Here is a 26,971-nt window from a genome sequence, read left to right on the forward strand (position 1 = left end):
ATGAAAGTTGTCATCCTAGCCGGAGGTTTTGGAACACGTCTGTCCGAAGAGACCAAGACGGTGCCGAAGCCCATGGTAGAGATCGGAGGCAAACCGATCTTGTGGCACATCATGAACCACTACTCGTCCTACGGGTTCAACGAGTTCGTCGTGGCCCTAGGCTACAAGTCAGAAGTCATCAAGAACTACTTCTTGAACTTCTACACCATGAACCACAACCTCACCGTCGACCTCGGAACAGGCGGCGTGCAGGTTCACCACACCACCAACACCCCCTGGCGAGTCAGCCTGGTAGACACCGGCCTCAACACCCAAACAGGCGGACGAGTCAAGCGCCTCAAGAACTGGATCGGACACGAGCCCTTCATGCTCACCTACGGCGATGGCGTCGCAAACATCGACCTAGACGCCCTGGTAAGCAGCCACCAAATGAACGGCAAACTCGCAACCGTCACGGCAGTGAGGCCCCCCTCACGCTTCGGCAGCCTGCGACTCGACGGTTCACACGTCCGTGGTTTCAAAGAAAAACCCCACTCCGGTGAGGGCTGGATCAACGGCGGTTTCTTCGTCCTCGAACCCGCAATTTTCGACTTAATCGACGGCGACCACATGCCCCTAGAGGCAGGTCCGCTAGAGCACTTAGCAAACATTGGGGAGCTGTCCGCCTATCAGCACGAAGGCTTCTGGCACCCCATGGATACCTTACGCGACCGACAACTGCTAGAAGAGCTCTGGCAATCGGGCAACGCACCTTGGAGAAAAGAAAATCTATGTCTGGCTTTTGGAAACGCCGCGTAACACTCGTCACTGGAGCCACAGGATTACTGGGCGGCTGGCTAGTCCGTCAGCTCGTCAAAGATGGAGCCGATGTCGTCTGCCTAGTCCGAGACTGGGTCCCCCAGTCCCTCCTCATCTCCGAAGGAATCATCGACAAGGTCCGAGTAGTCCGTGGTGACATCTGCGACCAAGAATTCCTGGAGCGAGTAATCGGCGAACACGAGGTCGAAACAGTCTTCCACCTCGCAGCCCAGACCATCGTAGGCATAGCCAACCGAAACCCCGTAAGCACCTTCGAGGCCAACATAAAAGGTACTTGGTGTCTCCTAGAGGCATGTCGCCGCTCGCCACTCGTCAAACAAGTGATCGTAGCCTCATCCGATAAAGCCTACGGCGCACAAGAGGTTTTGCCCTACACAGAACAGACCTCGCTCTTCGGCCGACACCCGTACGACGTCAGCAAGTCCTGCGCCGACCTCATCGCGCAGTCCTACCACTACAGCTTCGGCCTACCCGTCTGCGTAACCCGCTGCGGCAACCTCTTCGGTGGCGGAGACCTCAACTGGAACCGCCTCATCCCCGGCACCATCCAAGCCATCCTAGACGGCCAAGCCCCAGTCATCCGCTCAGACGGACGCTTCATCCGCGACTACTTCTACGTAGAAGACGCCGCCCTAGCCTACATGAACCTAGCCTACAAAATGTCCCAAGACAAGATCGTAGTAGGCGAACCCTTCAACTTCAGCCTAGAGCAACCCACCTCCGCCCTAGAAATGGTGATGATGATCCTCCGCCTAATGGAAAGCGACCTCAAACCCATCGTCAAAAACGAAGCCAGCAACGAAATCCGAGACCAACACCTAGACGCCAGCAAATCCCGAGTCATGCTAGGCTGGCTCCCCCGCTACACCCTCCTAGAAGGCCTCAAACGAACCATCGACTGGTATGCAAGCCGAGACGAAAACGCATCCCTCCCCGAAGTCACCCCCGAGTGGCACTACCGCCCAAATGCATGCTGATCTATAATGCGACTGGCCAGACGAGCACGGCTGATCGCGGATGAAAAAGACAGAAGGAGGTTTCGACGCAGCATTACGCCAAGCGACGTTCTCCCTCAAGTTCGTCCTGAGGGGTGCTTCAAAGAGACCACTAGCTCGGGAAGAGCTTCAGAGCACGGCTCCTTTTGCCACGGATCACTTGGTCGTAATCCTCCCTAAAGATTTAGCGACCGTCCCTGGATTCATTTTGGATGATCTTTGCTACGACGACCAGCGGATCTCGGAGCTCTCCATTATTTGTCCGCCCGATCAGAAGATCGACATTTCGCCGATTCTAAATGCTGCAAGAGAGCATTTAGCTCCAGATGCGAGCATCCATTTGAGCCGGTGCTTCCTAACCCAAAAGATATTCGCTCAGCTCTGTGAAGAGTGGGCCGACGTGAACTTGATTGGATGCGCTTTCGGAAAGAACTGGTGGAAACCACCAAGGCTTCCCAGAATCTGCCGCAGACTGTGGATCCAAGGATGCACAGCCGTCAAACCCCCAAGTTGCAGGCCAGGCAGCGCTTCCTGGACAAGTCTCAAGAGGCTTACCGTGCACCAAGGCAATTTCGGTGCTGGGTTGGATGCTGGGGGCACGCCATTGAGTGAAATACTATCGCGCTATAAGTCCACATATCCAGATGCGACTCGCGAACTGGTTACCTCCCTTTGCGGTTCGAGCATTACGACACTTTCGGTCTACAACTGCGAGGACATATCGTTTCTTTCCAGATTTGGGGATTTCGACTGCCTACAAGAGTTGAATTTGAGTGGCTCTCCGATTACCTGCGAAACATTCGAATGGCTGGTGGACCAAAAAGGGCTGACAAGCTCGATGCTTTCGTGGAGGCCGGAAGTATCTTTGCCTTGGGAGCGTCTAAAGAAGCTTCGCAAACTCAGGACTCTCGATGTGGTTGATTCTTCCTTCGCGGACGCAGACCTAATACGCGTTGCCCAGAATACGAAGCTGCGGGCCTTATACGCTTACAATACGCACCTCTCTCCCCTCTCGTGGAATTTGCTTTTCTCTATTCCCACTCTTCGGCTTGCCTACATATCCAAAGAGATGCTCGAAGGCCCTCAGCCGCTAGAACTCCCACCGACAACAAAACTCAAGGAAGTCGTGGCCCTGAACGTCGCTGATCGCCACATGGAATATCTGACAACCCTCCTCAGCTCATATCCACATGTGAAGCATTTTAGAATGTAGAACGAAGTCGCGCAGCTAAGCTCCTAGGTCGATTTCCTCCGAACGTTTCGGTCCTCCAAAACGACTATCCTAGTGGTATTCACCAGGTGATGTAGGTCCATTTTATGAACGGCAAAATTGCGTATTCGTTACTGTTAACTGTGGCAAGTGTGGGAGTCGAACACAGTTCCGTACCAATGCCGCCGTACTCGCGGACCGCAACAGTTCAGGTTTTTAGTCAGCGATTTACATCGACCTATGCTGTTCAGGGCAACGTTTTCTACTCACTCAGTCAGGGATGCGTCGCCTATTCTTTGCCCACTATGTCCAAGTTGTGGACAACCAACACGAATGGCGGTCAGTTCGGCCGCTCTTTCTGCGCCGGGAAAGGCGTCCTGCTGATTTCATCGCCGGGAGATCGATTCGGAAAAGTCGGGACGCTAGCTTGTTATGATGCCAAGACAGGGCAACTGAGATGGACAATAGCGCGAACATGCGGCAGTTCGCCCGTCGCTGTGACGGGCAATACAGCTTATGTTTCACTGAAGCCGTCTTCAGTCTCTGCAGTAGATGTGAGGACCCACAAGGTTCTTTGGACAACACCCATACCACGCCCAGACAAACCCTATGAAAGCCTTTTGGATGCGCAGTGCATTTCAGCGACTGATGGATTCGTGGCACTCGGAATGGCAAACATCAGCTACTGCCTCAACTCCAAGTCGGGGGAGATCTTGTGGTCACAACCGCAAACCTATTTAAATAGCGAGGTATATGGCGAGAGGCTTACGATAACGCCTACCTACGTTTGCATGCCTTATTTGGACGGACTGATCGTGCGGGATCTACGGACCGGGCGAGTTCTGGTGAAGAAGCCGGATAAACGAGTCGATCAAACGGCCGCCATCGGGAATCGAATCATTGTGCTTGGCAGCGGCAAGGTGTCAGCGTTTGACGTGACCTCAGGGGCCAAGCTGTGGAGTCATGAAGTTGGGCCAAGCAATAGAAACGGTGGGAATCAATATCTTTCAGTCTTGCAGGACAGGATCTTCGTGGTTGGTGCAGACAAGGCGCTCATCTGCGATGCAAAGGGACATGCTTTCTGGAGCGGCAAAGCGGACGATGCGCTGCCGACCCCAATCTGGTTGGGTGGCAATCAAATTGTATGCTTCGATGGCACGCGGCTCATGAGTTATGTCCATTCCGGCAAAATGCAGATGCCTGTCGATTCCCCGTCAAAGCGTGCACTTGCAACGAAGTTGGCTGCGCAAATCGATCAATTGGACCCAAGAGAGATAGCGCAGTTGAAGGCCCTAGGCGACCACGCGTTTTCCCCCCTTCTCGATGCGTTTCTCTCGGCATCGGCGCAGTCCGACACGAATAGCTCAGACGCCAACAAATATCAACTCTACTCACGGTCTCGTCAGTTGGGAGATAGCCTCGAAACGGTGACGACCCGAAAGCACGCAGGGCAGTTATTAAGCCTCCTCACCAAGAGAAAGGACTTAGTCTCTGCTTTACCTAAACTCGTGCATCTCTTGGCAAAAGTAGGAGATCCCAAAGACGTCACACCTTATTTTATCCATCAGTTAGAGGGCAATGGTCCGACCGACCATAAGGTGTCTCAGGAAGTGTCATTCATATCCAAACTGTATGTGGTGACATCCTCGGACCCAAGAGCAGTTCAGTTCATGATCAGGCAGTTGAGAGACCCCAAGGCGGACCCTGAACTGCGTAATGAGGCTTACCTGCACCTTGCCGGTACAGGCGGAGAAGAGGGTTTGCGGGCCGTCTTGGCAGAGCGAAAAAAGCGCACCTTAATCAGGCCTCTTGCACAACGAGTCACGACTGGTTGGCTGGACGCAGAGGAGTCTGGCAAGAAGTCCAAAGTCTTGGCGGAAAAGACAGACAAAGATGGGCGCGTTTGGGGATTGTTGGAAAGTGAAGTGTTAGGAAGCGCGGGCGACCTCTGGCTAGCCGAAAAGGTCGATGGACACTGGTCGAACCCGCTATACACAGGCGTCTCCACAATGGGAGTAAGTACTTGGGCCAAGCCCCGTCCAAAGGAGCCAACTTTTGCGGGCAAGACAGCGAAGCAACTCTTAGCAGGTGACTGGTTCACATTGCTTGTAGGAAATCCCGAGTTGAGTCGCGATAGCGACGGCGACGGACTAACGGATATTGTCGAGAAACGACTAGGGACCAATCCTAACCGGAAGGATACCGATGGAGATGGCGTACCCGATGAGATCGATCCGTGGCCTAATGCCGCACCACGCACCCTCTCCGACGCTGAGCAAGTCTTAGATGCGGCGTTTGAAGCACGCTTTCACGACGAAGACGGAGAAGGTCCGGCGCTCTTTTTTGCACCCAGGGAGATGAAGCCATTCGAGATGGTAGGACGACAGGGACCGACGCTATGGGTCGTGGATGATGATAACCGGAAATGGTCGACTCCACTTGAGCAGTGTTATGAACACGGGATTGCGTTCATCCACTTTGACCAAATGGTCACCGCTCCTGGAAAGCCCTGGGAAGAGCGATTTATCAAGTGGAACCGCACTCACACAGAGGCAACAGTCATGATTTCGGTCTACTCTGGCGGACTGAGTGGTGCAGGCTATGAAGTCGTCGTTCGCAAGTTCGGCAAAGATTGGGTCGTAATCAGCATGCGCATGGCGTACATATCATGACGCCTAGCGAATCGGCTTCAACTCAGTAGTCTCTTTAATCGTCTCCGTACTAGCCAACTTCCACGACTCCCCACTCCATCGCCATACATCCTTATAAATATGGCGATGGACACTCAGCGCACGCTTCTGAGTACCCGGATCCAAAACCTCGCTACTCATCGTCTCAGTAGCCCGCACCTCAGCCAAATTCCCGCTCAACTTAACCTTGTCCACCTTCGTGCGAGTCTTCGTCAAATCCGGAACCGCCCGCTGCTTCTTCAACCGCAGATAAGCCTCATACTCCTTGCGCGTGAGCTTGTCTTTGGTGAAAGAGGTCAGCACATAGTCGTCAGCCAAAATCGACATCAGCACATCCACATCCAGCGCCATATACGCCTTCGACCACTGGTCGTAAACAGCCTGAATCTGCTTACTCGCCACACGCGCGTCGGTGGTTGCAGACACCTGCCCGCAACCCACCAACAACATCAACGCCAGCTTAGTACTTAACATGGAAAGGCGCCAGTTTGAACTTAACCGTTCGGATCTCGAAAGGTCGCAGAGAAATCGGCAGAAGCTGCTTGCTCAGCGGCGCAACCCCCAGACTGTCCTCAATGAAGTTCACCCAAGAGGCACCCGTACTGTCGAATCGTGTATCCAACTTAAGATCAGCCTTACGACCACTCGACTCATACATGCGCAAGATCAAGTTCCCGCTGTCCTCACCCAACTTCAGACCAGTCGCTACCACGTTCGGGTTGTTCAGCCCCAACAGCGAGAACTCCTGAGGAGCGCTCCCCTGAGCGTCAAACGGCACCGCAACGGGCATCAAAGGAGTCTGGAACTCAAGCCCCTTCTTCACCGTTTCAGCCGATTGCCAACCACCCGAGTGAGGATAGATCGCATAGTGCCAAACATGCCGACCCGGATTCGGGTTCGGATCGGGGCTGTAACTGGCCCGAATCAAGCTAAGACGCAAACTGCTTCCATTAGCCGAGTGCCCACTCTTAGCATCATTAAGAATGCTCACCCCGTAATCGTTAGCGCTCAGGTCCGCCCAGTTCAGCGCAGGCCACTCCTTACCATCCGCAGGCCGGGTCACCGCTCCAAACGGAATCTCATAAGTAGCCGTCGGGTTAGCAACCGCCGTATCAAACGCAACCTTCAAGAACGGCATCGCCTCGTTGTCGGTCCCGATGTGCTGCCAATCGCAATCGACCTCAACCTCAACCTGTCGGCTGCCCGGCGCCAGCTTGAATCGCTGAACAACCGTCGTCTCCTTCCCAGGGTTATGATGCGCAGGAGTCGAGTACAAGAACTCACCCGGCCCCTTTTGCCCCACACACTTCATGTTCTTGACAGACTTAATCGGCCCAATAACCCAAGCGCTCATCCCATTAGGCTCTTCGTAGTGCTCCTCAAGTCGCCCAAACGAACCCGACGAAGAAACAACCTCTCGACCGGCAGCCTTATCAAAAATCCGCTTGATAGTCCCGTTCTCAACATCGAACTCCACGCGTAGGAACTCGTTCTCCAGCGAGCTCTTAACCGCCACAGCCGGAATAGCCGTCGTGCTTCCATTCTTCAGGTTAAACACCCGGTACCCATAAGCAGGAAGCTCCGGAGCATAGAACCGAACCCGTCGGCTCACCCGGTCAACAACCTCAACAGGATAAGACTTGCCATCAGGAGCAACCGCCACGGCCTTGTCCATATCCACATTAATCTGCGACCACCCGCTAGCCACCAGATAAGTCTCCACCCACCCCGACCGCTTCCAGCCCGAAGGGTTAAACACCATCATCGTAATCGCACCCTTCTCAGGCGTCACCCGCACAGACAAAGTCTCCAAAGCCCGAGTAACAATCGCCTTGTTGTCCGCCAAAACGCGCTTCAAATCAGTCTGCGTCCGGTCATAAGGAGCATGAATACCGCTACCAGGAAGCGTGTCGTGATGGTGGTTGAAGCAGATATCTTCCCAATTCTTCCGAAACTCAGCGCGCGGATACTTAAACCCAAAGAACGAAGCAACCGTCGAAACAGCCTCCGCAGAAGTCGTCGAGTACTCAGCCAATCGGTTCAACTGCTTAATCTCACTATGAGACGTATAGCAGCCCTCAAACACCGGATTGAGCTCCTTATCAATCACAGGAATCTTGGTGAGATCGTAACTCTTCAGCTTGTCAAAGAACTGCGTCGCCGTAGAGAACAGCACCTTCGGCTTGCCCGGCGTCTTCATCCAACGAAGCGCCTCTTCAATATGCTCACGAGTAGGCCCGCCGCCGTGGTTGCCCACGCCATAAACCCAAAGCATGTCCTTAGAGCCCGTGTTCGTCTGGAAGTCTAAAACCTCCTGGAACTGCTTATAAGAAAGATCGCTGTTATACCAAGACCCACTCGCAGGCTCGTCAAAAGCCAAAACCTTGGTGCCATCCAGCGCCTGCCACCAAAACAGCGGCTTGCCCTTTCCACCGCGACAGAAGTAGTAGCTATCACAGCCCCCCAGCTTCAAAATCTGAGGCATCTGAGCGTTGTGACCAAACGTATCCGGCTCCCAACCCACCTTAGCCGTCTTCCCAAACTTCTCCCGGAAGTACCGCTGCCCATAAAGGAACTGCCGCGCATTCGACTCCGCGCTGATCATGTTGGTGTCGCCCTCGCAAACGCGACCCCCCACCAGCTCCCACTGCCCCTTCTTCACCTTCTGCTGGATCTTCTTAAAGATCTCCGGATAGCTCTCCTCCACCGTCTGATAAAGGCAAGAAGAACTCTGGCTAAAGGTAAAGCCAGGGAACTCGTCCATAAACTTCACAGCCTGATTAAAGGTGTCCCGAGTAGCAACCATCCCCTCCTGCCACTCCCAAAGCCACTGCAAATCAATATGCGCATGCCCCACCAAATGGCCCGTGTACTGAGTCATCACAGGGTGCGTGTGAGACAGCGCATGCTTAGCCGCATGAAGCACCACCTGAATCTCCTCAGGGCTCGCATTCTTAGCAATAGCCGCATCCAGCAAAGCCATCGCCTCATCCACATGCTTCTGAATTGCCGGGTCCGGAGTCCGCTTCAGAAACGCCTTAGTGACCTCAAGGTCCTTCCGCGCTTCATCCAACTTCTGTAGCTTAAGAACCCGAGCATTCGTCTCCGCAATAAACGGCTCAATGTCCTTGCCATCCGCAATCTGGTCCTTATCAACCGCAATGCAAGCAGGCGCACCACTATATCCATTCACACTGACAGCTTCAGAGTGAGTCGGCTTGCCACCGTCATAGATAACGTCCTTCGTCCCATCAGCGTGCTGAATGTAGATATCCGACAGGAACTGAATATATCGCCCGTACGAATCCCCCTCAGACTGGATATTGAACCACTTGGTAGTGCGCCCCTTAGCATCGCTCAAAGGGATATGCCGCGTATACCATTTGCCCTTCGCCTTCTCCAGGTTCCCGTCCCCATGAACCCGATTCCCGTCCTGATCCGAGAGCCCCATGTCCCGAAGAGGAACGCCCCCGTCCTGGAAATCAATATCCACTCCACCCTTAGGCAAAGGATTCTTGGGATCAAGGTAGATGCTGTAAACAAACGTGTCACCGTCCCGAATGGCAATCTTCTTATCCGAGATTCGGTAATAACTAAAAAAGTTCCCATCGCCCTTCGCCAACTCATAGGTGATGAAGGCAAGGCACGTTTTTCCGCCGGCATTTTGAGCGTAGGGAAGCGCCAAACAAGAGAGTGAAACGGCGGCCGCTACGAAGGCGAGCAATCTGCTGCGATGCATAGCTCGTATTTCACCCTGTATCCATTGCAAAGTTGTTTCAAAGTCCAGAAACTGTCCGATTTTGTCCTGGGTAAAGTGATTACCCATGCTTCTCAAACCCAAATCAAAGCTGATTATGATCGGGGACTCCATCACAGACTGCGGCCGAGCACGCCCCATCGGCGAGGGTCTATTCGGAGCACTAGGCAACGGCTACGTATCAATGGTCGACAGTCTGCTCAAAGCCGTCTACCCCGATCTCAACCTCCGAATCGTGAACATGGGAACCAGTGGCAATACCAGCTCAGACCTAGCCAACCGCTGGCAACCAGACGTCCTAGACCTAATGCCCCAATACGTCTGCATCATGATCGGAACCAACGACGTCTGGCGCCAATTCGACTCCCCCACACGCCCCAACGAAGCCGTGCTGCTCCAGCAGTATTCGGTATCGATTCACGAGATAGTAAGAGCAACCCAACCCAAAGTAGACGGCATCATCCTAATGACCCCCTTCTACATAGAGCCACTCACCGCAGATCCCATGCGAGCCATGATGGACCAGTACTCAAACCAAATAAGGCACGAAGCCAAAACAAGCAACACAATCCTGGTCGATACCCAAGCAGCCTTCGACAACGCCCTAAAACACTGCCACTCCTCCGCCATCTCCTGGGACCGAGTCCACCCCAACGAACACGGCAACGCCATCATCGCCAAGGCCTTCCTAGACGCAATCGGCTTCGTCTGGGGAGACGCAACCTACCATCGAATCCCCCCAGTGCAATCCTAAATGTGCTGACTATAAAGTCAGCACATCGTGCAAGAAAGACTACTCAAGTGGGCAGTCAGAGTCGCTGCCGCTGTTGACGTAACCGCCGTTCGAGTCAGGCATAGAAGGAACGGTCCAGATGTTGCGGCTCTTCCAGGTGTAGATCGTGCAGCGAGGACCATTTCCGGAACCAGGCAGCTTGCTCGTGCCGTTGTTCGCAGCATCAGCTGGCGCAGCCTTGAAGAACTTCGCATGTCCATCCACAAACCCAAGGTTTCCGCCATCGTTATAGTGCGCGCGGAATCGAATCTTGTTGATGAAGTCCGACGCCTCAAGCGTCGTATAGATACAGCCCCATGAAGATCCGTAGGGAGGAAGCGAGTTGCTTAGGAGAAAAGCAACCGTATTCGCTGGCTGGTTAACCGCAGTCTGCGAAAGAGGAACAGTCGGTCCGTAGTCCTTGTACGAATTGTCGCCGTTCAGCAAGTAGTTCATGCTGTAGGTGTTGGTCATCTCCATACCACTCGAAGTGGCACAACCACCAGTGAACGCCCCTTTCTTCTCAAGCATCGGCGAGCGGAAAATCTCCTTGCTCTTCGCATACTTAGAAAGCTCAAGTCCCCAACCATGCCACACGTTAGGAGCAGGAGGATTCGGCGTGTTGAAAGGAGTCTGGCTGCCGTTGTTCCAAGGGTCCGAAGCACCGCAAGGAACGAACGAATCGTCGTAATCGCCGCTGTAAATCAGGTTAGTCAAAGAGACCTGCTTAATGTTCGACAGGTCCTGAGTGTTCTTAGCAGAAGCCTTAGCTTGGGCAAAAACAGGGAACAGAATAGCGGCGAGAATCGCGATGATTGCAATAACTACGAGGAGTTCGATGAGCGTAAAACCGCCCGTCTTCTTCTGGATAGTGGAATATCTCATGGTAAAAGCCCAACACCCACATCAGTCCCGATTCATAGGGATTTGACTCGTTATCGACCCTAGCGTTCCTCGTCCAGGGGTAGGTTGTTGTCAGCGTTACCGGCGCAGACGAAAAAGAGTGTACAAGGAGTGCCCGTTAAGCCTGGGTTAACCTTTTGGGCCTATTGACCTACGGAAGAAGGGCGTCGCTTAGGCCCGTTGTAAACCTTCACAAACTTGACGGGTTCAATGGGCACCTCTGGTCGTGGAGCCAGCGCAGCCGCCTGAGCAATCAGATCCAACACGTCAGGGTCTTCAAGCACTTCAAGACTAGTAAGCCGAATATTGCGCACACGGCTTCCTTCACCTTTCAGCCGATGGTGAGGATCCACCAGACGAGCCCCCCACGGGAAGATGAGGGTGACATGGTTCGCATAAACCGCCAAGTTAATAAAATTGTCCCGAGCCTCCCCCGTGTAAGAGACCCCCGAACAAACAGCAGCCGTAGCGTCGAAGAACAGATCACTAGCCGGCCCAACCAACTCATGAAGCCGAAGCCGAGCTTCCAAAGTCAAAGCCCGCACCGCAGGTGGATACGGAGCTAGAAACTCAATCAACTCAGTCGGCTCATGCACCATAGCCTAGTGTACGACGCCCGCTACAAACCCGCAGTAGCAGGCTTGTCCACAAACCACAACACATTCGGATTCCCCGCAGCTACCAACTGCGCCGGATACTTATGCGGCTCAAACGCCTGCTTCAATATCCACCGCATCGGCTCGGCCTTATCCGGCCCACAAGTAAGGAACAGAACCTCACGAGCAATGTTCAAAATCGGCGCAGTAAGTGTAATCCGCTGCTTGATCCCAGCATGCCCAAACGAAGGCACAACCCACTTACTCTTCTCGTCCAAACAAGGTTCGCCAGGGAACAGGGAAGCCGTGTGAGCATCAGGCCCAATCCCAAGCAGCACCAAATCAAAGCGTCCATCAGGCAACCAAGACCGGATCTCCGCCTCATAAGACTCAGCAGCCTCATCAACCTCCGTCTCGTCGTACATCGGATGAATCTGATCAGGAGCAAGTGAAAGCTCGTTCAGAAGCGCCTCTCGCGCCATCCGCTCGTTGCTCTGCTCGTCACTAGGCGGCACAAACCGCTCGTCACCAAACCAAAAATGAACCCGCTCCCAATCAATCTCAGAGAAAAACGGATCCTGTGCCAGCAGCGCATACAAAGCCTTAGGCGTACTCCCACCACTCAGCACCAGATGGAAAAGCCCCTCCTTAGCCGCCACCGCCGCCCGAATATGCTGAGCGGCGGCAAGAGCAACTTCTGCCGGATCTTGAAAGACTCGGATGTTTTCCATGCTTATTTCAAAGGAACAGACGGGTTGTACCAACTTCGCCCATCGCGCGCCAGCAGCGCATCCGCCGCATCCGGACCCCATGTCCCCGCAGGGTAGTTAGGGAAACTAGAAGCAGGCACACTCTCCCACGCATGAAGAATCGGCATAACTTCCTTCCAAGCCTGATAAGCCTGGTCGGTTCTCATGAACAACGTCGGATCGCCTTCCATCACTTCCTGAAGAAGTGTCTCATAGGCCTCACGGCTAGGCGAGTGGAACGCCTCCTCGTACTTGAACTCCATCGACACAGTCTTCAGTCGCATCCCGCTACCGGGCTCCTTGGCCTGGAACTTCACACGAATCCCCTCTTCCGGCTGGATATTGATAATCAACCGGTTCTCCTCAAAAGAGTCCGTCGCAGTAGAAGGGAACATCTGGTGAGGAATCGGTCGGAACCCAACCACAATCTGCGAAAGCTTCCGTGGCAACCGCTTACCCGTTCGAAGATAGAACGGAACACCCTGCCATCGCCAGTTGTCCACATAAAGCTTCATCGCAACATAAGTCTCGATGTCCGAGTGCGGATCAACGCCCTCTTCCTGCCGATACCCCGGAACAATCGTGCCCTCAATGTTGCCCGGCCCATACTGACCACGCACACAGTGAGTCGCAATCTCCTGAGGTCCAATGGCCCGAATCGCCTTCAGAACATCGACCTTCTTATTCCGAACCTCGTCCGCCTCAAAGTTAACCGGAGGCTCCATACCAATGATGCACATCAGCTGCAGAAGGTGGTTCTGCACCATGTCGCGCATCGCACCCGAGGTCTCATAGTAACCGCCACGCCCCTCAACGCCGACCTCTTCCGAAACCGTAATCTGAACATGGTCCACATACCGACGGTTCCAAACAGGCTCATACAGCGTGTTCGCAAACCGCAACGCCATGATGTTCTGAACAGTCTCTTTGCCCAAATAGTGGTCAATTCGGTAGATCTGAAGCTCGTCAAAAGCAGCCAAAAGCTGGTTGTTCAGAACCATCGCAGAAGCAAGGTCCCGACCAAAAGGCTTCTCAATAACAATACGATCGCGGTCCTTGTGAACGCTGAGACCAGCTTGACCAAGTCCGCCCGCAATCTCACCAAACACTTCAGGAGGGGTAGAGATGTAATAAACGCGCGAGGCAGCTTCACCAAACTCGGCCTCCGATTCTTCAATCTTTACGGAAAGCTCGGAGTACAGCTCAGGGGAGTCAAACCCACCCACCAGGTACTGAATTCGCGAAGCGAACTCCTCCCACTTTGCCGCGTCAGGCACTCCGCGCCGCGAGTACTTCGCAAGCGCCGTGTGCATGTTCTGCCGAAATGTCTCTAGCTCACCGCGTCGCCCAACTCCAATAATGGTGAACTTGGACGGCATATGTTTGTCCAAATACAGATTGAATAGGGCGGGAATTAGTTTTCGCTTTGTAAGGTCGCCAGTAGCGCCAAAAATGACGACTACCGAAGGTTGCAGTGGCGTAGGGTTCATCGATTTTCCAAACGTTTGTCGTGTCGTTGGATCCGCGTCGATCCGTGCTGTCGAGATCTAAATTTACTTTTCAAGCCACTTCGTGTGGAAGCTGCCTTCTTTATCTACGCGCTCGTAGCCGTGTGCGCCGAACAAATCTCGTTGCCCCTGGATCAAATTGGCTGGCAGTTCCGCACTTCGGAAGCCGTCAAAGTAAGCAAGGGAAGCGGAGAAGCAAGGCGCCGGAATGCCCTTCAGCACCATCCGGAACACGGTTTCTCGCAAAAGGAACTCCCGCTCCATCACAAGCGCTTTCAACTCATCGCTGAGCAGAAGGTTCTCAATCTTCGGATTCGCATCAAGAGCTTTCTGGATTGGCCCCAACAGGGTAGAGCGGATAATGCACCCAGCTCGCCAAGTCTTCGCCACAGCCCGAAGGTCCGTGTCAAATCCATACTCCTCACTGGCACTCGCAATCAGCGAAATTCCCTGAGCGTAGGCAATAAGGAACGTCAGGTAAAGAGCCTGCTCCAACGCCCCAAGCGCGCTCTCAGGATCGTCATTCTCATCAGGACCCAAAAACGGATTCGCGCCATAGTGCTTCTCCGCCTGAACGCGCTGCGACTTCATGCCCGACATCTCACGTGCCGTAACAGCCGCATCAATCGTCGGCACAGGAATCCCAAGGTCCATAGCGTCCTGCGAAGTCCACTTCCCAGTGCCCTTGCCCTTCGCCTTATCCGAGATCAGATCAACCAAGTCACGCCCAGTCTCCGCGTCCTTATATCGCAGAACCTTAGCCGTGATCTCAACCAAGAACCCACCCAACTCGCCTTCAGACCACTCTTCAAACAGCTTGGCCGCTTCCTCATTGGTAAGCCCCAGGCCCCGCTTCATAAAGTCGTAAGTCTCAGCAATGAGCTGCATGATCGCGTACTCAATGCCGTTGTGCACGGTCTTCACATAGTGGCCCGCAGACCCAGCGCCAACCAGTGCCACGCATGGCTCGCCATTTGCCTTAGCAGCAATCGCTTCCAAAATCGGACTGATGCGTGCGTAATTCTCAGGCGTACCTCCTGGCATCATGCTAGGACCAGAGCGCGCTCCAGCCTCACCGCCACTGACTCCCATTCCAATAAATCCAAACCCCTCACCGCGAAGGGCTTTCTCGCGTCGGTCCGTATCCTTGTAGTGGCTGTTTCCGCCGTCAATCAAGAAGTCCCCAGGCTCTAAAAGAGGCTTCAAAGTCTCGATGACCTGGTCCACAGGATTGCCCGCAGGCACCAGCATCATGATCGCTCGTGGCTTGCGGATGGACTGAACGAACTCCTTCATGTCGCTGAAACCAGCAACGCCAGCACCATCAGATTCAAGTGCCGCAACCTTCGCGGGGTCTAGGTCAAAGCCGGCTACTTTAAACCCCTTATCGGCCATGTTCAACAAGAGCGCGTGGCCCATGGTGCCAAGGCCAATCATTCCAAAATCAAATCCGTTGCTCAAATTCCTTCTCCGTGTGCTTCAAGAGCCAAAACCTTGTTGAGTCGTCGTACGTGCCGCTCTTCGCCGCTAAATTCGGCCGTCAAGAACGACTTAAGTGCTTCTCGAACCACTTCAATGCCGGTAACGCGAGCGCCCAACACAAGGACGTTCATGTCGTCGTGTTCAACACCCTGTCGGGCGGTATAGCTCTCAATGGCGATCCCAGCTCGAACGCCTTTCACCTTGTTGGCGGCAATACAGGCTCCAATTCCAGAACCACATACCACCACGCCGCGATCAACCTCTCGACTGCCCACCGCATGCGCAACCTTGGCAGCAAAGTCTGGATAGTCGTCCAGGGCGTCGTATTCGTGTGCGCCGAGGTCAAAAACTTCGTGACCTAATGCTTCGATCTGGGCGTGCAGATCCTTTTTGAGTTCAAACCCGGCGTGATCGGCTCCTAGCGCAATCCTCATGACTCTAGAACCTTACCCGCCCGAGGCTCCCCGAACTCGGTTTGGCGTGTGCGAATCGACTGCGAACGGCCGGTTTTTATGACTTCGGTGGTCAACAATTCCGGCGAATGTTCGGCATATCCCGAGTAAAACCAAAACATGGACAATAAGAGTTTTCTGATTCCTAATGATCTCTATCGTTATATCGAGTCGATTTGGGTGCAGGAAACTCCACTGTTGACTCGGCTAAGGGAAGAGACCGCAAAGACCCCCGACGCCCGAATGCAGATCGGCGCAGATCAGGGCCGCTTCCTATCCATGCTCGTCAAACTCACGGGCGCAAAGCAACTGCTAGAGATCGGAGTCTTCACCGGCTACTCCTCCACAGTAATGGCACTCGCACTGCCCGAAGACGGACGAATCCTAGCGTGCGACATCAGCGAGGAGTACACAAACGTCGCGCGGCGTTACTGGAATGAAGCCGGAATCAGCCACAAAATCGATCTGCGAATAGCCCCCGCAGTCGAGACTCTAGACGTCCTCTTAACAGAAGGGCGAACGTTCGACTTCTGCTTCATCGACGCCGACAAGCCGAACTATAAAAACTACTTCGAACGAGCAGTAAAGATGGTCAGACCCGGCGGCCTCATCGTCATCGACAACGTCCTGTGGAGCGGCCGAGTGATTGATCAAAAGGATCAAACAGAGCAGACGATTGCCATTCGAGAGCTGAACGAACTGGTGGCCAACGACCCCCGCGTCGAGGTTTGCTTAGTCCCAATCGGAGACGGAGTGACGTTGGCCAGAGTGCTCTAGAAAATCACTCGTACAGGCTGTAAGGGTTCCAGGTGCTGTCAAGCGCAATACGCGCAGTAGCAAGCTGCCCCACATGGTAATTGTCATGGGCCACAAGGAAGTCAGTGCCGCGGTGAATGGCCGTATCTTCATCGCTGTTCACTGCCGCCGCTGCCTGGCTCCGAATCGTGTTGAACTCCTCAATCAGAGCACTCCACTCGGTGCTCTTCGGTGCGTAGCTCCCCCACTCGTACTTGGCACCAGCGGATTCCGTAATCACCGCTTGGTAGCACTCGCAAAGGTGAGCCACCTGCTCACCAACAGTCATCGCAGAAGGACACGACCGGAAGTCTTTGTGGCTCTCGCCCAGGCCCTCTAAGACCTTGTTGAGTTGATTGCCCGCCTGCTTGATCTGCAGTTGGATAAGTTCTTGTGCTGTCATAGCAAGGCCAGCATACAACCTTTTATAAGGGCGGTTGCCCTGCCCGGGCCACAGTCTGCGTCACCACGTCATCGTTCGCCGAGTAGTCAACACAACCCACGCAAAACCGTCTCGCAACATCACCAAAGTCCAAATCCTCCCGGCAAACAAAAGCCATCAGGTTCAACGGAACAGGAGCACGCCCCGGCCCCATCGGCGGCTGAACATAACCCGGCGACACACAAACCGTATTCAACTTTTCGAAAAACCTTAACCTTTTCTTACGGGTGATCCCTTCATTCTCGTCCGCAGCGAGATCAACGCGCTCAACTTCAAAACACATCGCATCCAACTCGGCACCAAGGCAAAGAGCATCAAATCGACACTGCTCAACAGCAGTGTTAAACAACCGCTCACCAATGCCTTGCCCTCGAAACCGCCCATCAACCGCAATGAACGTTAAGAACCCAAGCCGGACTTCGGGGTGATAGCTGTGCCATCGCATGCCACACAACTCCCCCTCAGATTCGGCAATCGACAAATGCACCCGAGTTCCAGCCCCCAACCGATGAGAGGCAGTCGGCTGAACCGCACTGAAGAAAGACGACAACGGCATCCGCTCATCTCGCGGAAACGACTCCACATACAGTTCCATCGCATCCAAGAACATGGGGTCCTCAACGCTAAATATTTCGCGTATAACAAGTGAACTGCTCATCAGTGCCTACCATCTAACCAGGTTTTTTCGGAGAGTAAGCGCAGGGGTGTAGACCGAAGGCCATATCCGCTGGTATAATCTCGTTTCGCTGCCAGCAATGGTGTGCGTAGGTTTAAGAAAATGGCGAAGATCTGTCAGGTTAGCGGTAAGCGTGCAAACAACGCAAAGCACATTCGAAACCAACACTCACAAGGTTGGAAATATAAGGCACCGCACAAGAATCGTGTTCAGCTCCCGAACCTCCAGACTGTTCACCTCAAAACTCCTAACGGAAGCGTGAAACTCGTGGTTGCTACTTCGGTAATCAAGAGCCTGGAGTTCAATCAGGTAGCTTGCGGCCTCAAGCCAATTCCAAAGGCTTGGTTGAAGAAACCTTCTTACAACGTTTAAGCGTTTTAAGCCAAAAACAACGTATCTAACCTCGGGCATCCGCTCGGGGTTAAGTTTTTTATGGTTTTCCATTTTTCAAGTCCGAATTTCGAATTTGCTACTTCTTTGGATGTGGCTGATTTACGAGTCAAATGTTAAGTCCTTCATCGGTAAACTCTCAAATCATGGATCCGCTCGAACTGGATGACAGACCTAAAGAGGAGTGCGGAGTAATCGGCCTTTACACGCCGAATCAGGATGCCGCTCGAATCACATTTTTCGGTCTGTTCGCACTGCAGCACCGTGGCCAAGAATCGGCAGGGATCGCTGTAAGCGACGGCTCCAAAGTTGCCATGGAAAAGGGCATGGGGCTGGTCAACACCGTCTTCAGCGCCGAGCAACTTGAATCGCTCAAAGGCCACATGGCCGTAGGCCACACCCGCTACAGCACCACGGGCGCGAGCGCCCTCCGAAACGCACAACCCATCTTCTGCCAGAGCCAAGTAGGCCAAATTGCCGTCGCCCACAACGGCAACCTCATCAACGCCAGAGAACTCAAAATCGAGCTCGAAGAAGCGGGAGAGCATTTCGACAGCACCAGCGACTCAGAAGTCCTAGCTCGTCTCCTCGTGCGCAACATGCACAAAGGCCCCGAAGAAGCCGTCAAAGAAGTCATGCGCCGAGTCCGCGGCGCCTACAGTGTTACGGTCTTAACACCCACCATGGTGCTCGGCTTCCGAGATCCTAGCGGCGTCCGACCATTGACGGCGGGCCGACTCGGAGATGGCTACATGGTAGCCAGCGAGACCTGCGCATTCGGCCCAGTAGGTGGAGTCCCCGAGCGCGAACTCGAAGCCGGTGAGATGGTCATCATCGACCAGAACGGCATGAGATACGCCAAAGGACACGACAAAGAACCCGGCGGCATGTGCCTCTTCGAGTTCATCTACTTCGCACGCCCAGACTCCAACATGTACGGCACCTCGCTCTACACAGCCCGAGAGCGAATGGGTGCAAACCTAGCCATCGAGCATCCAGTCGAAGCCGATATCGTCGTCCCAGTCCCCGACAGCGGTATCCCAGCAGCACTCGGCTACTCCAAGCAAAGCGGAATCCCCTACCGAGAAGGAATGATGAAGTCGCGATACATCCATCGCACCTTCATCGCACCCGACCAAAAACTAAGAGAACTCGGCGTCCGTATGAAGCTAACGCCCCTCGAAGACCACATCCGAGGACAGCGCATCGTATTGGTAGACGACTCCATCGTCCGAGGAACAACCACCAAGCAGATCGTCAAACTGTTATTCGACAGCGGAGCCAAAGAAGTCCACGTCCGCATCACAGCCCCACCCATCAAATTCCCCTGCTTCTACGGCATCGACATGGCCAGCAAAAAAGAGCTAGCCGCCTCCAGAATGACCCTAGAGGAGCTAGGTGAGTACATCGGAGCCACCTCCTTGGGCTACCTCAGCATCGAAGGAGCAGTAAACGCATCCGGCGGAGACAAGGGCCGGTTCTGCCTAGCCTGCTTCAACGGCGACTACCCAATCCCAGTCCCCGACGACCTCACCAAACACGCATTCAACGACGCACCAGAAACGGGCGAAATCGCAGCAGTCGCCGTAGGACAACCACGGTTGATCGAAAATTCATAGGAGTCTTAGTCTGTGAGAAGAACGGTTCTAATCGTTCCAGATCTACTTAAAATGGGCGACAGCGACTCGCCCATGCGCCAAAAGCTACCCGTCCTCCAGCGCCTAACCGAACTAGGAAAGCTCTCGCGCCTCGGCAGCATGCCCGCCATCGACACCCCCGAGGCCCTCTTCCTAGGCATGCGCCCCAACGAAGCCCAAATGCGCCAGGGCCCCCTCACCATCTCGGCCCTAGCCGCCGATCCCCCCGATCGATCCACCCACTTTCACCTCTCGATCCTCTCCCACACAAGCGGCCAGCTAAGCTCCCCCACAGTTCTCCCAACGGAAAAAGAGCTTGAGCAAATCCTAGCCGTCGTCCCAAAGCTCAACACAAAACTCCTCACCTTCGTAAAAGGTGAAGCCCTAGACCACGGCCTCGTCTGGGAAGACCGAGGCGACATGCGAACCTACTCCCCATCCGAGGTCGAGCAAAAGCCCCTCCAAGAAGTACAGCCAGAAGGAGACGGCGATAAGCAACTCCGCATGTACATCGACGACTCCCTCAACCTCCTTTCAGAACTTGAACTAAACGCTCGCCGAGAAGACGAAGGCATTCCGCCGCTGAACATCCTCTGGCCCTGGGGAGACGGCCCCCGAGTAAGCGTCCCCAACCTCGCAATCAGACGAGGAGAGCCAGCCATGGTCTACAGCAACAGCATGCGAATGGCAGGCCTAACCAGACTCGTCGGATACCGACACAGCGACCGACACGCCTTCGGAACCGGCACCCAAACCCGCCTTAGCAAACTAGCAGAGCAGTGCCTAGCCAACGAACTCAACATCGTCTGCATAGACGCCCCCACCCAATTCCGAAAGAACGACCAAATCGAAGAGCTCCACTGGTTCGTGCGCGAATTCGATGACGTCCTCCTAAAACCGCTCGCCGAAGACGCCCTCAAAAACGTAGCCGCCGTCACCCTCGTATCCCCCTCCACCGAAGGCCCAGGCCTCACCCTAAAGTTCCAACACAAAATGGACACCCAATCCTGGATCCCATTCGACGAGCGAGCCTTCGAAGAGCGCACCCTCCCAACCACCTCAGTTTCAGACGCCGTATTAGCTGGCCTGGACTAGAAATTCGCCGGAACCCCAGCGAACTTGCGGGGTTGGAGCTACAATTCGGGGAGGCCATGCGTTTCTATCCGCTCGTTGCACTCCTCCTCGCGTCCTCCGCGAACGCACAACTCACCCAGCGCGAGCGCAAAGGGGTAGAAGACACGCTCTACCTCGGCAACATGAACGTGAAAGACCTAGGCGCGTTCCGCCCGCTAACCCTCCCGCCCAAACGCTTTAGCCTCCTAGACCAAGTCCTCGAAAAGCCCCTAGACGCCGCCGATACCCTCCTCACCATCCACGCAAAAGGCGACGGCACCTTAGCCTCCCTCCTAGCCATGCTCTCCAAAGACGTCTACGGAGACATAGAGTCCGCCGCCCCCACCGAAGCCAAAGCCGACATCCCCCCAGTAGGCATCCCCGAAGCTCTACACCCCAGCATCGCAAAGCTCATCGACGCAGTCAGCGCCGCCAACGCAATGATCCGCGAAGCCACCGCCAAACTCACCAAAGAAGAGCGACGCAGCCTCATCGAGACCCTCCCACGCCTAGCCGCACTCGATACCTCCATCAATTTCGACTTCGTAAAGCAGCCCATGCTTTCCACTGAAAAAACCAACGAGCTCCTCTCAAAAGTCAACCTCTCAGAAATCCGCTTCGCCTCCGTCCTCCTCTCCAAACGCATCCAAGACGAACTCCCCAAACTCCGCGCCCTAGCCAAAACCACCAAAATGACCGGCAGCGTCCGCTTCGCCTCCCGAGGAGTCACCGTCGAAGTCAGCGGACAAGAGAACGACACCCACACCAGCCGAGACACCAACCTCAGCATCGACCTCGGCGGCACCAACACCTACACCGGACGCTACGGCGCAGGCATCGACTACGCCTCCGTCATGATCGACTGCGGCAAAGACAGCGTCTTCGACGGCCCCGACCTCAACATGGGCTCCGGCCTCCTAGGCATCGGCCTAGCCTACGTCCTAGGCGGCAACAACCGCTTCGTAGGCAAACTCCTCTGCTTCGGCAGCGGCATCGCCGGAGTCGGCGCCCTCTACAAAGACGGAGGCAACGACACCTACCGATCCACGGCCCTCTCCCAAGGCTTCGGCATGTACGGCATCGGCCTCCTCCTCGACTCCGGCGGCAACGACCACTACGAAGGCAAAGGCTACGTCCAAGGCAGCGCCAGAACCCTCGGAGTAGGCTGGCTAGTAGACCAAGCCGGAGACAACATCTTCCGCGCAGCCGGCCTCCTCCAAGGCTCCCCCTTCTTCCCAGGCGTCACCCGCAGCAACAGCCAAGGCTGGTCCTCAGGCTTCGAAAACGGAGCCACCGGAGGCCTCGGCCTAGTCACCTGCCTAGGCGGACGAAACACCTACATCGGCGACTCCTTCTGCCAAGCCGTAGGCGAAAGAATGGGCATCGGCTCCATCTACGACTCCGGCCCCGGCGACACATTCTCCGCCCACAACCACGCCCAATCCTTCGCCTCCCGAGCAGGAGGCTCGTTCCTATTCGAGCTAGGCGGAGACAACAACTTCACCGTCAACCGCTCCGTCTGCCACGCCTTCGGACAAGAGTCCGGCGTCGCCTTCCTCCTCAGCCGCGAGTCCAACTCCATCTTCGCCGCCAACGACAGCCGACCAGGAACAGGCAACGCAAACGGAGTAGGAATCTTCCTCGCAACCGACGGCGAAAACCGCTACATGGGCCCACCCGCCAGCGGAAACGGCGCACACGGCACAGGCTCCATCGGCCTATTCTGCGACCTCGGCGGCCCCACCAAGTTCGCCAGCGGACTAGCCGACGGCGAAGCCAGAGTAGACGACACCTGGGCAGTAGCCTTCGCCGCAGGCGAAACCAGAGGCGACATAGCCGTCCTCCCCGACACCGAAATCCCCAAGCCCGGCTCCCTGCCCCTAGTCAGCCCCCCAGAGCTAGAAGCCCTCTACAAACAAGCCACCGCAACCGGAGTCGGACCCGTAGCCAAAGAGCGCTCCGAAGCCATCCGAACCTTCGTCGGCATGGGCGCCCCCGCCCTCAAATGGCTCTTCGCAAACAAGCTACCCACCGCAACCCCCACCCAAATCCAGGCCCTAGCCAGCATCACACGCCTCCTAGCAGACGCTGCCAAAGACCCACTCAAAACAGCCCTAACAGACCCCAGCGACGCCGCAGTAGCCAAAGCCCTCTCCGTAGTAATCGAAGCCAAAGCCAAAACCGCAGGCCCCATGCTGCCAGAACTCTTCAAAAGAACCTCCATCCGCCGACTCGTAACAGAAGCCGCAGGAGTCCTAGAAGAGAAGTCCTGCCTCTCAGAACTCATGACCCTAGCAGGCTCCCAAGACCCAGTCCTAGTCCGCTACGCCATGATCGCACTAGCCGCAATCGGCGACGAATCGGCAGCAGGTACAGCCCAACCCTTCCTCAAATCCACCGACATCCAAGTCCGAAAAGCCGCCATCTCCCTCCTAGGCAAATCCCCGAAAATCGCGCTCGTCGTAGCAAGGCAACTCCTCTCAGAAAACGATGAACCCACCCAGCGAACAGCCATCGAAATCCTAGCCGCCAGCGCCACCGATGAGGCCCTAACCCTAGCCGGCCAATCCCTAACCAGCCCCCTACCAGGCGTCCGAATCCAAGCCCTGCTAGCGCTAAATGGAAGAATCCCCGTAGACCTCAGGGCCAAAGCAATGGCCCTAAGAAACGACCCCAGCGCCCTAGTCCGCGCCGTAGCCAAACGCATCGACGTCGGACGCTAGTGAGAGCTCGGACTCACCCGATACAATCCCGCACCATGGAACGAGATCTTCTGCTCAAAAGTAGAAGAGAACGTTCCAAGATCCTTCCTGCGCCACAAATCCCGAACCTGAACCGGTCCCCGAAAACCCAGATCAGCCAGATTCACCTGAACCGCAACATGTGAAGGACTCTCCAAAACCGCACTCTCTGTCAGCACCACAAACTCCACAGAGCCCTTGCCCTCGCTCCCCTCAGTAAGAATGCCCTTCGCATCAAAGGTGTCGTACCCCTCAGGGATCTCATACTCAATCACCGATTGGGAATGCGTCCCAATCCCCGAATGCGCCACACCGCCCATCATCACCGGCCCATTGTCCACAGTCCGGTCCACTCGCGCCTCGCCCCAGCCCGCACTAGCAGACCGCCACTTCAGCGAACTCAACTTAAGGCTCCCCTTAGGTCCCGTCAAAGTCGGCTCAACCCAAGCAGCATGATCAAACGAGAACCCATCGCCACCATCCGTAACCATCAAAATCAAACGCTTGCTCTTCCCAAGTGAAGCATGGATCTCAGCAACCTTCTCCTCAGGCTTGCCATCAATGCGAGCACTCTTAAAAGCGGCCTTAGAATAGTCGTAAGGAGTCGGCTTATCCTGAGCATTAAACAACCCCACGTATCGATCTTGACTACCAGGAATATCCGCCGTCCAAACAATCAGATCGTTCTGCCTTGAAACTTGCCGATTCCCCGTGCTCTTCTGGTTCACCGCAATCACTTCCGGATTCGTCAACAAACCAAGCGTGAAAGGGTCCATCTTCGTCATGTCCGCCCCCAAAATCAGCGGGGACCGAGCAATCGACCACAAACTCATACAAAGCGTCTGTTCGTCCGGAGTAAAGTGCGTCCGCCGCTGAAACTCAACAATGCCAAAAGGCAACATGTCAGCATCCGGCCACGCACCCGTCTTTCGGAAAGGCGTCCACTTGTCAAGCAAGTCAAACATGCCGTGCAAAGGCTCCCACCGATCCCAAAAGTCGTCAGAAATACGCCACATATTCGCATGACTACTCACATGATCGCCCCGCTCCAAAGGCGCATTGCCCGGCGACAAACTCAGCACAATCTTCCGCCCCGACTTGTCAATCGCACGACGAATCGCCTCAATCTCCCTCAGCTGAAAATCGTCATAAGGCCGAGAAATATCATCGACCTTCACAAAGTCCAACCCCCAAGAAGCGTAAAGACTAAACAGGGAATCGTAATACGCCTGCGCACCAGGTTTCCGCAAATCAACCCCGTACATATCAGGGTTCCAACTGCAAGTGTTGGTCACATCCGCCACATCACTCGCCCGATACTTCGTCCCCTTAATGGGTGTGTTGTTCTTTACCGCCTGACGAGGAATTCCACGCATAATGTGAATCCCAAACTTCAATCCGCGAGCATGGATGTAGTCAGCAAGCGGCTTAAACCCCCGACCATTTGCCGAAGCAGGGAACTTAGTGGTAGCAGGCAATAGCCGCCCAAACTCGTCCATCTGCAAAGTGGCCCCATCCTTATAAACATGCCCATTCGAATGCGGCTCATACCACTGAATGTCGACAGTAAATACATTCCACCCAAAAGGCTTCAAGTGCTTCACCATCGCATCCGCCTGCGACTTAGCCTGATCCTCAGTCAAAGTAGTCCCAAAACAGTCCCAACTGTTCCAACCCATCGGAGGAGTAGAAGCCCAAGAATGATAGGCACTCCTAACCTGATCCCCCATAACACGAGGAGCGTGATCAACGCCCAACACATCGACTGCGAACAAGAGAAGACTTAACATGGTTTATCGAGAGAAGATTTCAGAATAAGAACACCAGTCATAACGTCATTTGATTGCAATAAGGAGTAGCCCTAGACCAATGCCCCTAGACGAACTTAAAGAGCGCGAGGGTGCAGCTGGTGATACGTTCCAACTCCTACCGTCCTGTCCATTCTAACTCCGCCTTCTGGCACCCAGCAACAGACGCCCCCCAAACAGCCCCAACCGGCGCTGCAAGTTGACCTGAAAAACAAACAAAACCCCAAGCACCTCGCACTGGTCCTCATCCTAAGAATCACGTCAATCTACCTATGCCCAGCCTCGATCTATTTCCCATTGCCACACCGTCTCCTAGATACCAAAACGAAATGGTCTTGTCCAAGAAGACTTACCTAAAGAGAAACACGGTTAAGTAAAGCATTAAACAACGATACTAAGTAAACCGACACATATAGTTACAAGGCATTTAATTCTATATTCAATCATTACATCTTGAACTAATCGTGTTTTACGCCCGTCGTCTTACTCAATCGAGACATGAATAAAGAATCGTCTCGTAAGGGATCAGTAATACATGACAAAATCTATCGCATACAAACGACAATCCGGCGCATTTACACTTATCGAGTTACTCGTAGTCATCGCAATCATTGCAATCCTCGCCGCGATCCTTTTCCCGGTCTTCAGTCAGGCAAAGACTGCGGCTAAAGCTTCAGCAAACCTCAGCAATATTAAGCAGTTAGCCTTAGCAAACATCCAATACGCAAACGACTCCGACGACGCATTCCCCCTCACCGTTCGCCAAGGGGCTGTCTCACCTACGGGCGCTCCGTTCATGCCTTGGCAAGAACTAGTGTTCCCATACACCAAGAACCGAAACATTTACGCCTCTCCACTAGAGTCGAACCCAACGTCGGATACGGATCGCTACTACTACTATGGAGTCGCTCCAACAGCTTCATCCATGGGACAAGGCGCCGCTTCGACTTACGCCTTTGACGGCCCCGGATCAATCGGAACCGCGTTAGTCGATGGACCTTTTGGTTACGCAATCGAAGGCGGTTACGGCATCCCGTCCATCACGAGCTCAGGAATCGCTCGCGTAGCCGATGTAGTCATGGTCGCAGATGGCGGCGCATTCGACCTAGGATTTCTAGGAAGCGGATCAGGATCTGTATCCCTCCCAACGGGCGGCTGCAGTCCAGCAGCAGTGAAGCCATGGACTGCAAAGTTCGTCGCCGGTCCTTGGCCCAGAAAGAACGCCTCAGGATCGTTTAACGGCGGAAAAACCTGTAGTGCAGGCGACGGCAGCCTACCAAAAGGACAGGCCTCATACGCTGCCACAGATGGTCACGCAGTATCGGTCGAGTTAAGCCGACTCTACGAAATCAAGGTAGCAAACGGCCAGAACGTCTTCTCAAGACTGTACTCAGGCGATGCTCAGTAAAAAACGCTAAGCAAAACCTGACTTCTTC

22 protein-coding genes are annotated in these 26,971 nt (G+C 54.6%); 11 read left to right on the forward strand and 11 right to left on the reverse strand.

What is annotated here, in order from left to right:
• The 4 genes from rfbF (at window position 1) to ACZ51B_RS18370 (ending at window position 5,696) form a co-directional block, all read left to right on the forward strand.
• Complete coding sequence (gene rfbF, locus ACZ51B_RS18355; protein ID WP_464294791.1) at window positions 1–798, forward strand: glucose-1-phosphate cytidylyltransferase; 798 nt, start codon at window positions 1–3, stop codon at window positions 796–798.
• Window positions 771–1,796 (forward strand): GDP-mannose 4,6-dehydratase, encoded by a 1,026-nt coding sequence (locus ACZ51B_RS18360; RefSeq protein WP_464294792.1) that lies wholly within the window; start codon window positions 771–773, stop codon window positions 1,794–1,796. The genes rfbF and ACZ51B_RS18360 overlap by 28 nt, the downstream gene beginning before the upstream one ends.
• A gap of 40 nt (window positions 1,797–1,836) precedes the next feature.
• A complete protein-coding gene (locus tag ACZ51B_RS18365) occupies window positions 1,837–3,027 on the forward strand; it encodes a hypothetical protein (protein ID WP_464294793.1) in 1,191 nt (396 codons plus the stop codon).
• A 104-nt stretch (window positions 3,028–3,131) separates the two neighbouring features.
• Complete coding sequence (locus ACZ51B_RS18370; RefSeq protein WP_464294794.1) at window positions 3,132–5,696, forward strand: outer membrane protein assembly factor BamB family protein; 2,565 nt, start codon at window positions 3,132–3,134, stop codon at window positions 5,694–5,696.
• Between the two features lie 3 nt (window positions 5,697–5,699).
• Here the strand turns inward: ACZ51B_RS18370 and ACZ51B_RS18375 are convergent, their stop codons facing one another.
• On the reverse strand, window positions 5,700–6,188 hold the full coding sequence (locus ACZ51B_RS18375) for a DUF4440 domain-containing protein (RefSeq protein ID WP_464294795.1): 489 nt from the start codon (window positions 6,186–6,188) through the stop codon (window positions 5,700–5,702).
• A complete protein-coding gene (locus tag ACZ51B_RS18380) occupies window positions 6,175–9,453 on the reverse strand; it encodes an alpha-mannosidase (protein ID WP_464294796.1) in 3,279 nt (1,092 codons plus the stop codon). The genes ACZ51B_RS18375 and ACZ51B_RS18380 overlap by 14 nt, the downstream gene beginning before the upstream one ends.
• Window positions 9,454–9,538: 85 nt before the next feature.
• Between ACZ51B_RS18380 and ACZ51B_RS18385 the strand changes: the two genes are divergently transcribed.
• Window positions 9,539–10,225, forward strand: a complete 687-nt coding sequence (locus tag ACZ51B_RS18385; protein ID WP_464294797.1) for an SGNH/GDSL hydrolase family protein — start codon at window positions 9,539–9,541, stop codon at window positions 10,223–10,225.
• A 39-nt stretch (window positions 10,226–10,264) separates the two neighbouring features.
• On the opposite strand, the gene ACZ51B_RS18390 is transcribed toward ACZ51B_RS18385, so the two are convergent.
• From ACZ51B_RS18390 to ACZ51B_RS18415, 6 genes are all read right to left on the reverse strand, one after another.
• Window positions 10,265–11,128 carry a prepilin-type N-terminal cleavage/methylation domain-containing protein gene (locus ACZ51B_RS18390; protein WP_464294798.1) on the reverse strand — a complete coding sequence of 288 codons (864 nt, stop codon included), beginning with the start codon at window positions 11,126–11,128 and terminating at the stop codon, window positions 10,265–10,267.
• A 161-nt stretch (window positions 11,129–11,289) separates the two neighbouring features.
• Window positions 11,290–11,745: a hypothetical protein gene (locus ACZ51B_RS18395; RefSeq protein WP_464294799.1), complete on the reverse strand. Its 456-nt coding sequence runs from the start codon at window positions 11,743–11,745 to the stop codon at window positions 11,290–11,292.
• 20 nt (window positions 11,746–11,765) lie between these two features.
• The gene (pgl, locus tag ACZ51B_RS18400) at window positions 11,766–12,473 is read right to left on the reverse strand and encodes a 6-phosphogluconolactonase (protein ID WP_464294800.1); all 708 of its coding nucleotides are present in this window, start codon (window positions 12,471–12,473) and stop codon (window positions 11,766–11,768) included.
• 2 nt (window positions 12,474–12,475) lie between these two features.
• Window positions 12,476–13,981: a glucose-6-phosphate dehydrogenase gene (gene zwf, locus ACZ51B_RS18405; protein WP_464294801.1), complete on the reverse strand. Its 1,506-nt coding sequence runs from the start codon at window positions 13,979–13,981 to the stop codon at window positions 12,476–12,478.
• Between the two features lie 63 nt (window positions 13,982–14,044).
• The gene (gene gndA / locus ACZ51B_RS18410) at window positions 14,045–15,460 is read right to left on the reverse strand and encodes an NADP-dependent phosphogluconate dehydrogenase (protein ID WP_464294802.1); all 1,416 of its coding nucleotides are present in this window, start codon (window positions 15,458–15,460) and stop codon (window positions 14,045–14,047) included.
• Window positions 15,457–15,915 carry an RpiB/LacA/LacB family sugar-phosphate isomerase gene (locus tag ACZ51B_RS18415; RefSeq protein WP_464294803.1) on the reverse strand — a complete coding sequence of 153 codons (459 nt, stop codon included), beginning with the start codon at window positions 15,913–15,915 and terminating at the stop codon, window positions 15,457–15,459. Before ACZ51B_RS18415 ends, gndA begins: the two co-directional genes overlap by 4 nt.
• A 138-nt stretch (window positions 15,916–16,053) precedes the next feature.
• Between ACZ51B_RS18415 and ACZ51B_RS18420 the strand changes: the two genes are divergently transcribed.
• Window positions 16,054–16,710, forward strand: coding sequence for a class I SAM-dependent methyltransferase (locus ACZ51B_RS18420; RefSeq protein ID WP_464294804.1), 657 nt, complete (start codon window positions 16,054–16,056; stop codon window positions 16,708–16,710).
• A gap of 4 nt (window positions 16,711–16,714) precedes the next feature.
• Here ACZ51B_RS18420 and ACZ51B_RS18425 read toward each other — a convergent pair whose 3' ends face one another.
• Both ACZ51B_RS18425 and ACZ51B_RS18430 read right to left on the reverse strand, forming a co-directional pair.
• A complete protein-coding gene (locus ACZ51B_RS18425) occupies window positions 16,715–17,131 on the reverse strand; it encodes a DinB family protein (protein ID WP_464294805.1) in 417 nt (138 codons plus the stop codon).
• A gap of 22 nt (window positions 17,132–17,153) precedes the next feature.
• Window positions 17,154–17,828 (reverse strand): GNAT family N-acetyltransferase, encoded by a 675-nt coding sequence (locus ACZ51B_RS18430; protein ID WP_464294806.1) that lies wholly within the window; start codon window positions 17,826–17,828, stop codon window positions 17,154–17,156.
• A 120-nt stretch (window positions 17,829–17,948) separates the two neighbouring features.
• On the opposite strand from ACZ51B_RS18430, the gene ACZ51B_RS18435 reads away from it, so the two are divergent.
• From ACZ51B_RS18435 to ACZ51B_RS18450, 4 genes are all read left to right on the forward strand, one after another.
• On the forward strand, window positions 17,949–18,218 hold the full coding sequence (locus ACZ51B_RS18435) for a large ribosomal subunit protein bL28 (protein ID WP_464294807.1): 270 nt from the start codon (window positions 17,949–17,951) through the stop codon (window positions 18,216–18,218).
• A gap of 164 nt (window positions 18,219–18,382) precedes the next feature.
• Window positions 18,383–19,855 carry an amidophosphoribosyltransferase gene (gene purF, locus ACZ51B_RS18440; protein ID WP_464294808.1) on the forward strand — a complete coding sequence of 491 codons (1,473 nt, stop codon included), beginning with the start codon at window positions 18,383–18,385 and terminating at the stop codon, window positions 19,853–19,855.
• 12 nt (window positions 19,856–19,867) lie between these two features.
• The gene (locus ACZ51B_RS18445) at window positions 19,868–20,968 is read left to right on the forward strand and encodes a hypothetical protein (protein WP_464294809.1); all 1,101 of its coding nucleotides are present in this window, start codon (window positions 19,868–19,870) and stop codon (window positions 20,966–20,968) included.
• Window positions 20,969–21,024: 56 nt separating this feature from the next.
• Window positions 21,025–23,709, forward strand: a complete 2,685-nt coding sequence (locus tag ACZ51B_RS18450) for a HEAT repeat domain-containing protein (RefSeq protein WP_464294810.1) — start codon at window positions 21,025–21,027, stop codon at window positions 23,707–23,709.
• Here the strand turns inward: ACZ51B_RS18450 and ACZ51B_RS18455 are convergent.
• Window positions 23,706–25,517, reverse strand: coding sequence for an NPCBM/NEW2 domain-containing protein (locus ACZ51B_RS18455; protein WP_464294811.1), 1,812 nt, complete (start codon window positions 25,515–25,517; stop codon window positions 23,706–23,708). The two genes, ACZ51B_RS18450 and ACZ51B_RS18455, sit on opposite strands and share 4 nt — an antisense overlap.
• Window positions 25,518–26,070: 553 nt before the next feature.
• Between ACZ51B_RS18455 and ACZ51B_RS18460 the strand changes: the two genes are divergently transcribed.
• Window positions 26,071–26,943 (forward strand): type II secretion system protein, encoded by an 873-nt coding sequence (locus ACZ51B_RS18460; RefSeq protein ID WP_464294812.1) that lies wholly within the window; start codon window positions 26,071–26,073, stop codon window positions 26,941–26,943.
• Window positions 26,944–26,971 lie beyond the last annotated feature (28 nt).

This window comes from Fimbriimonas sp. LA-C6, assembly GCF_055398105.1.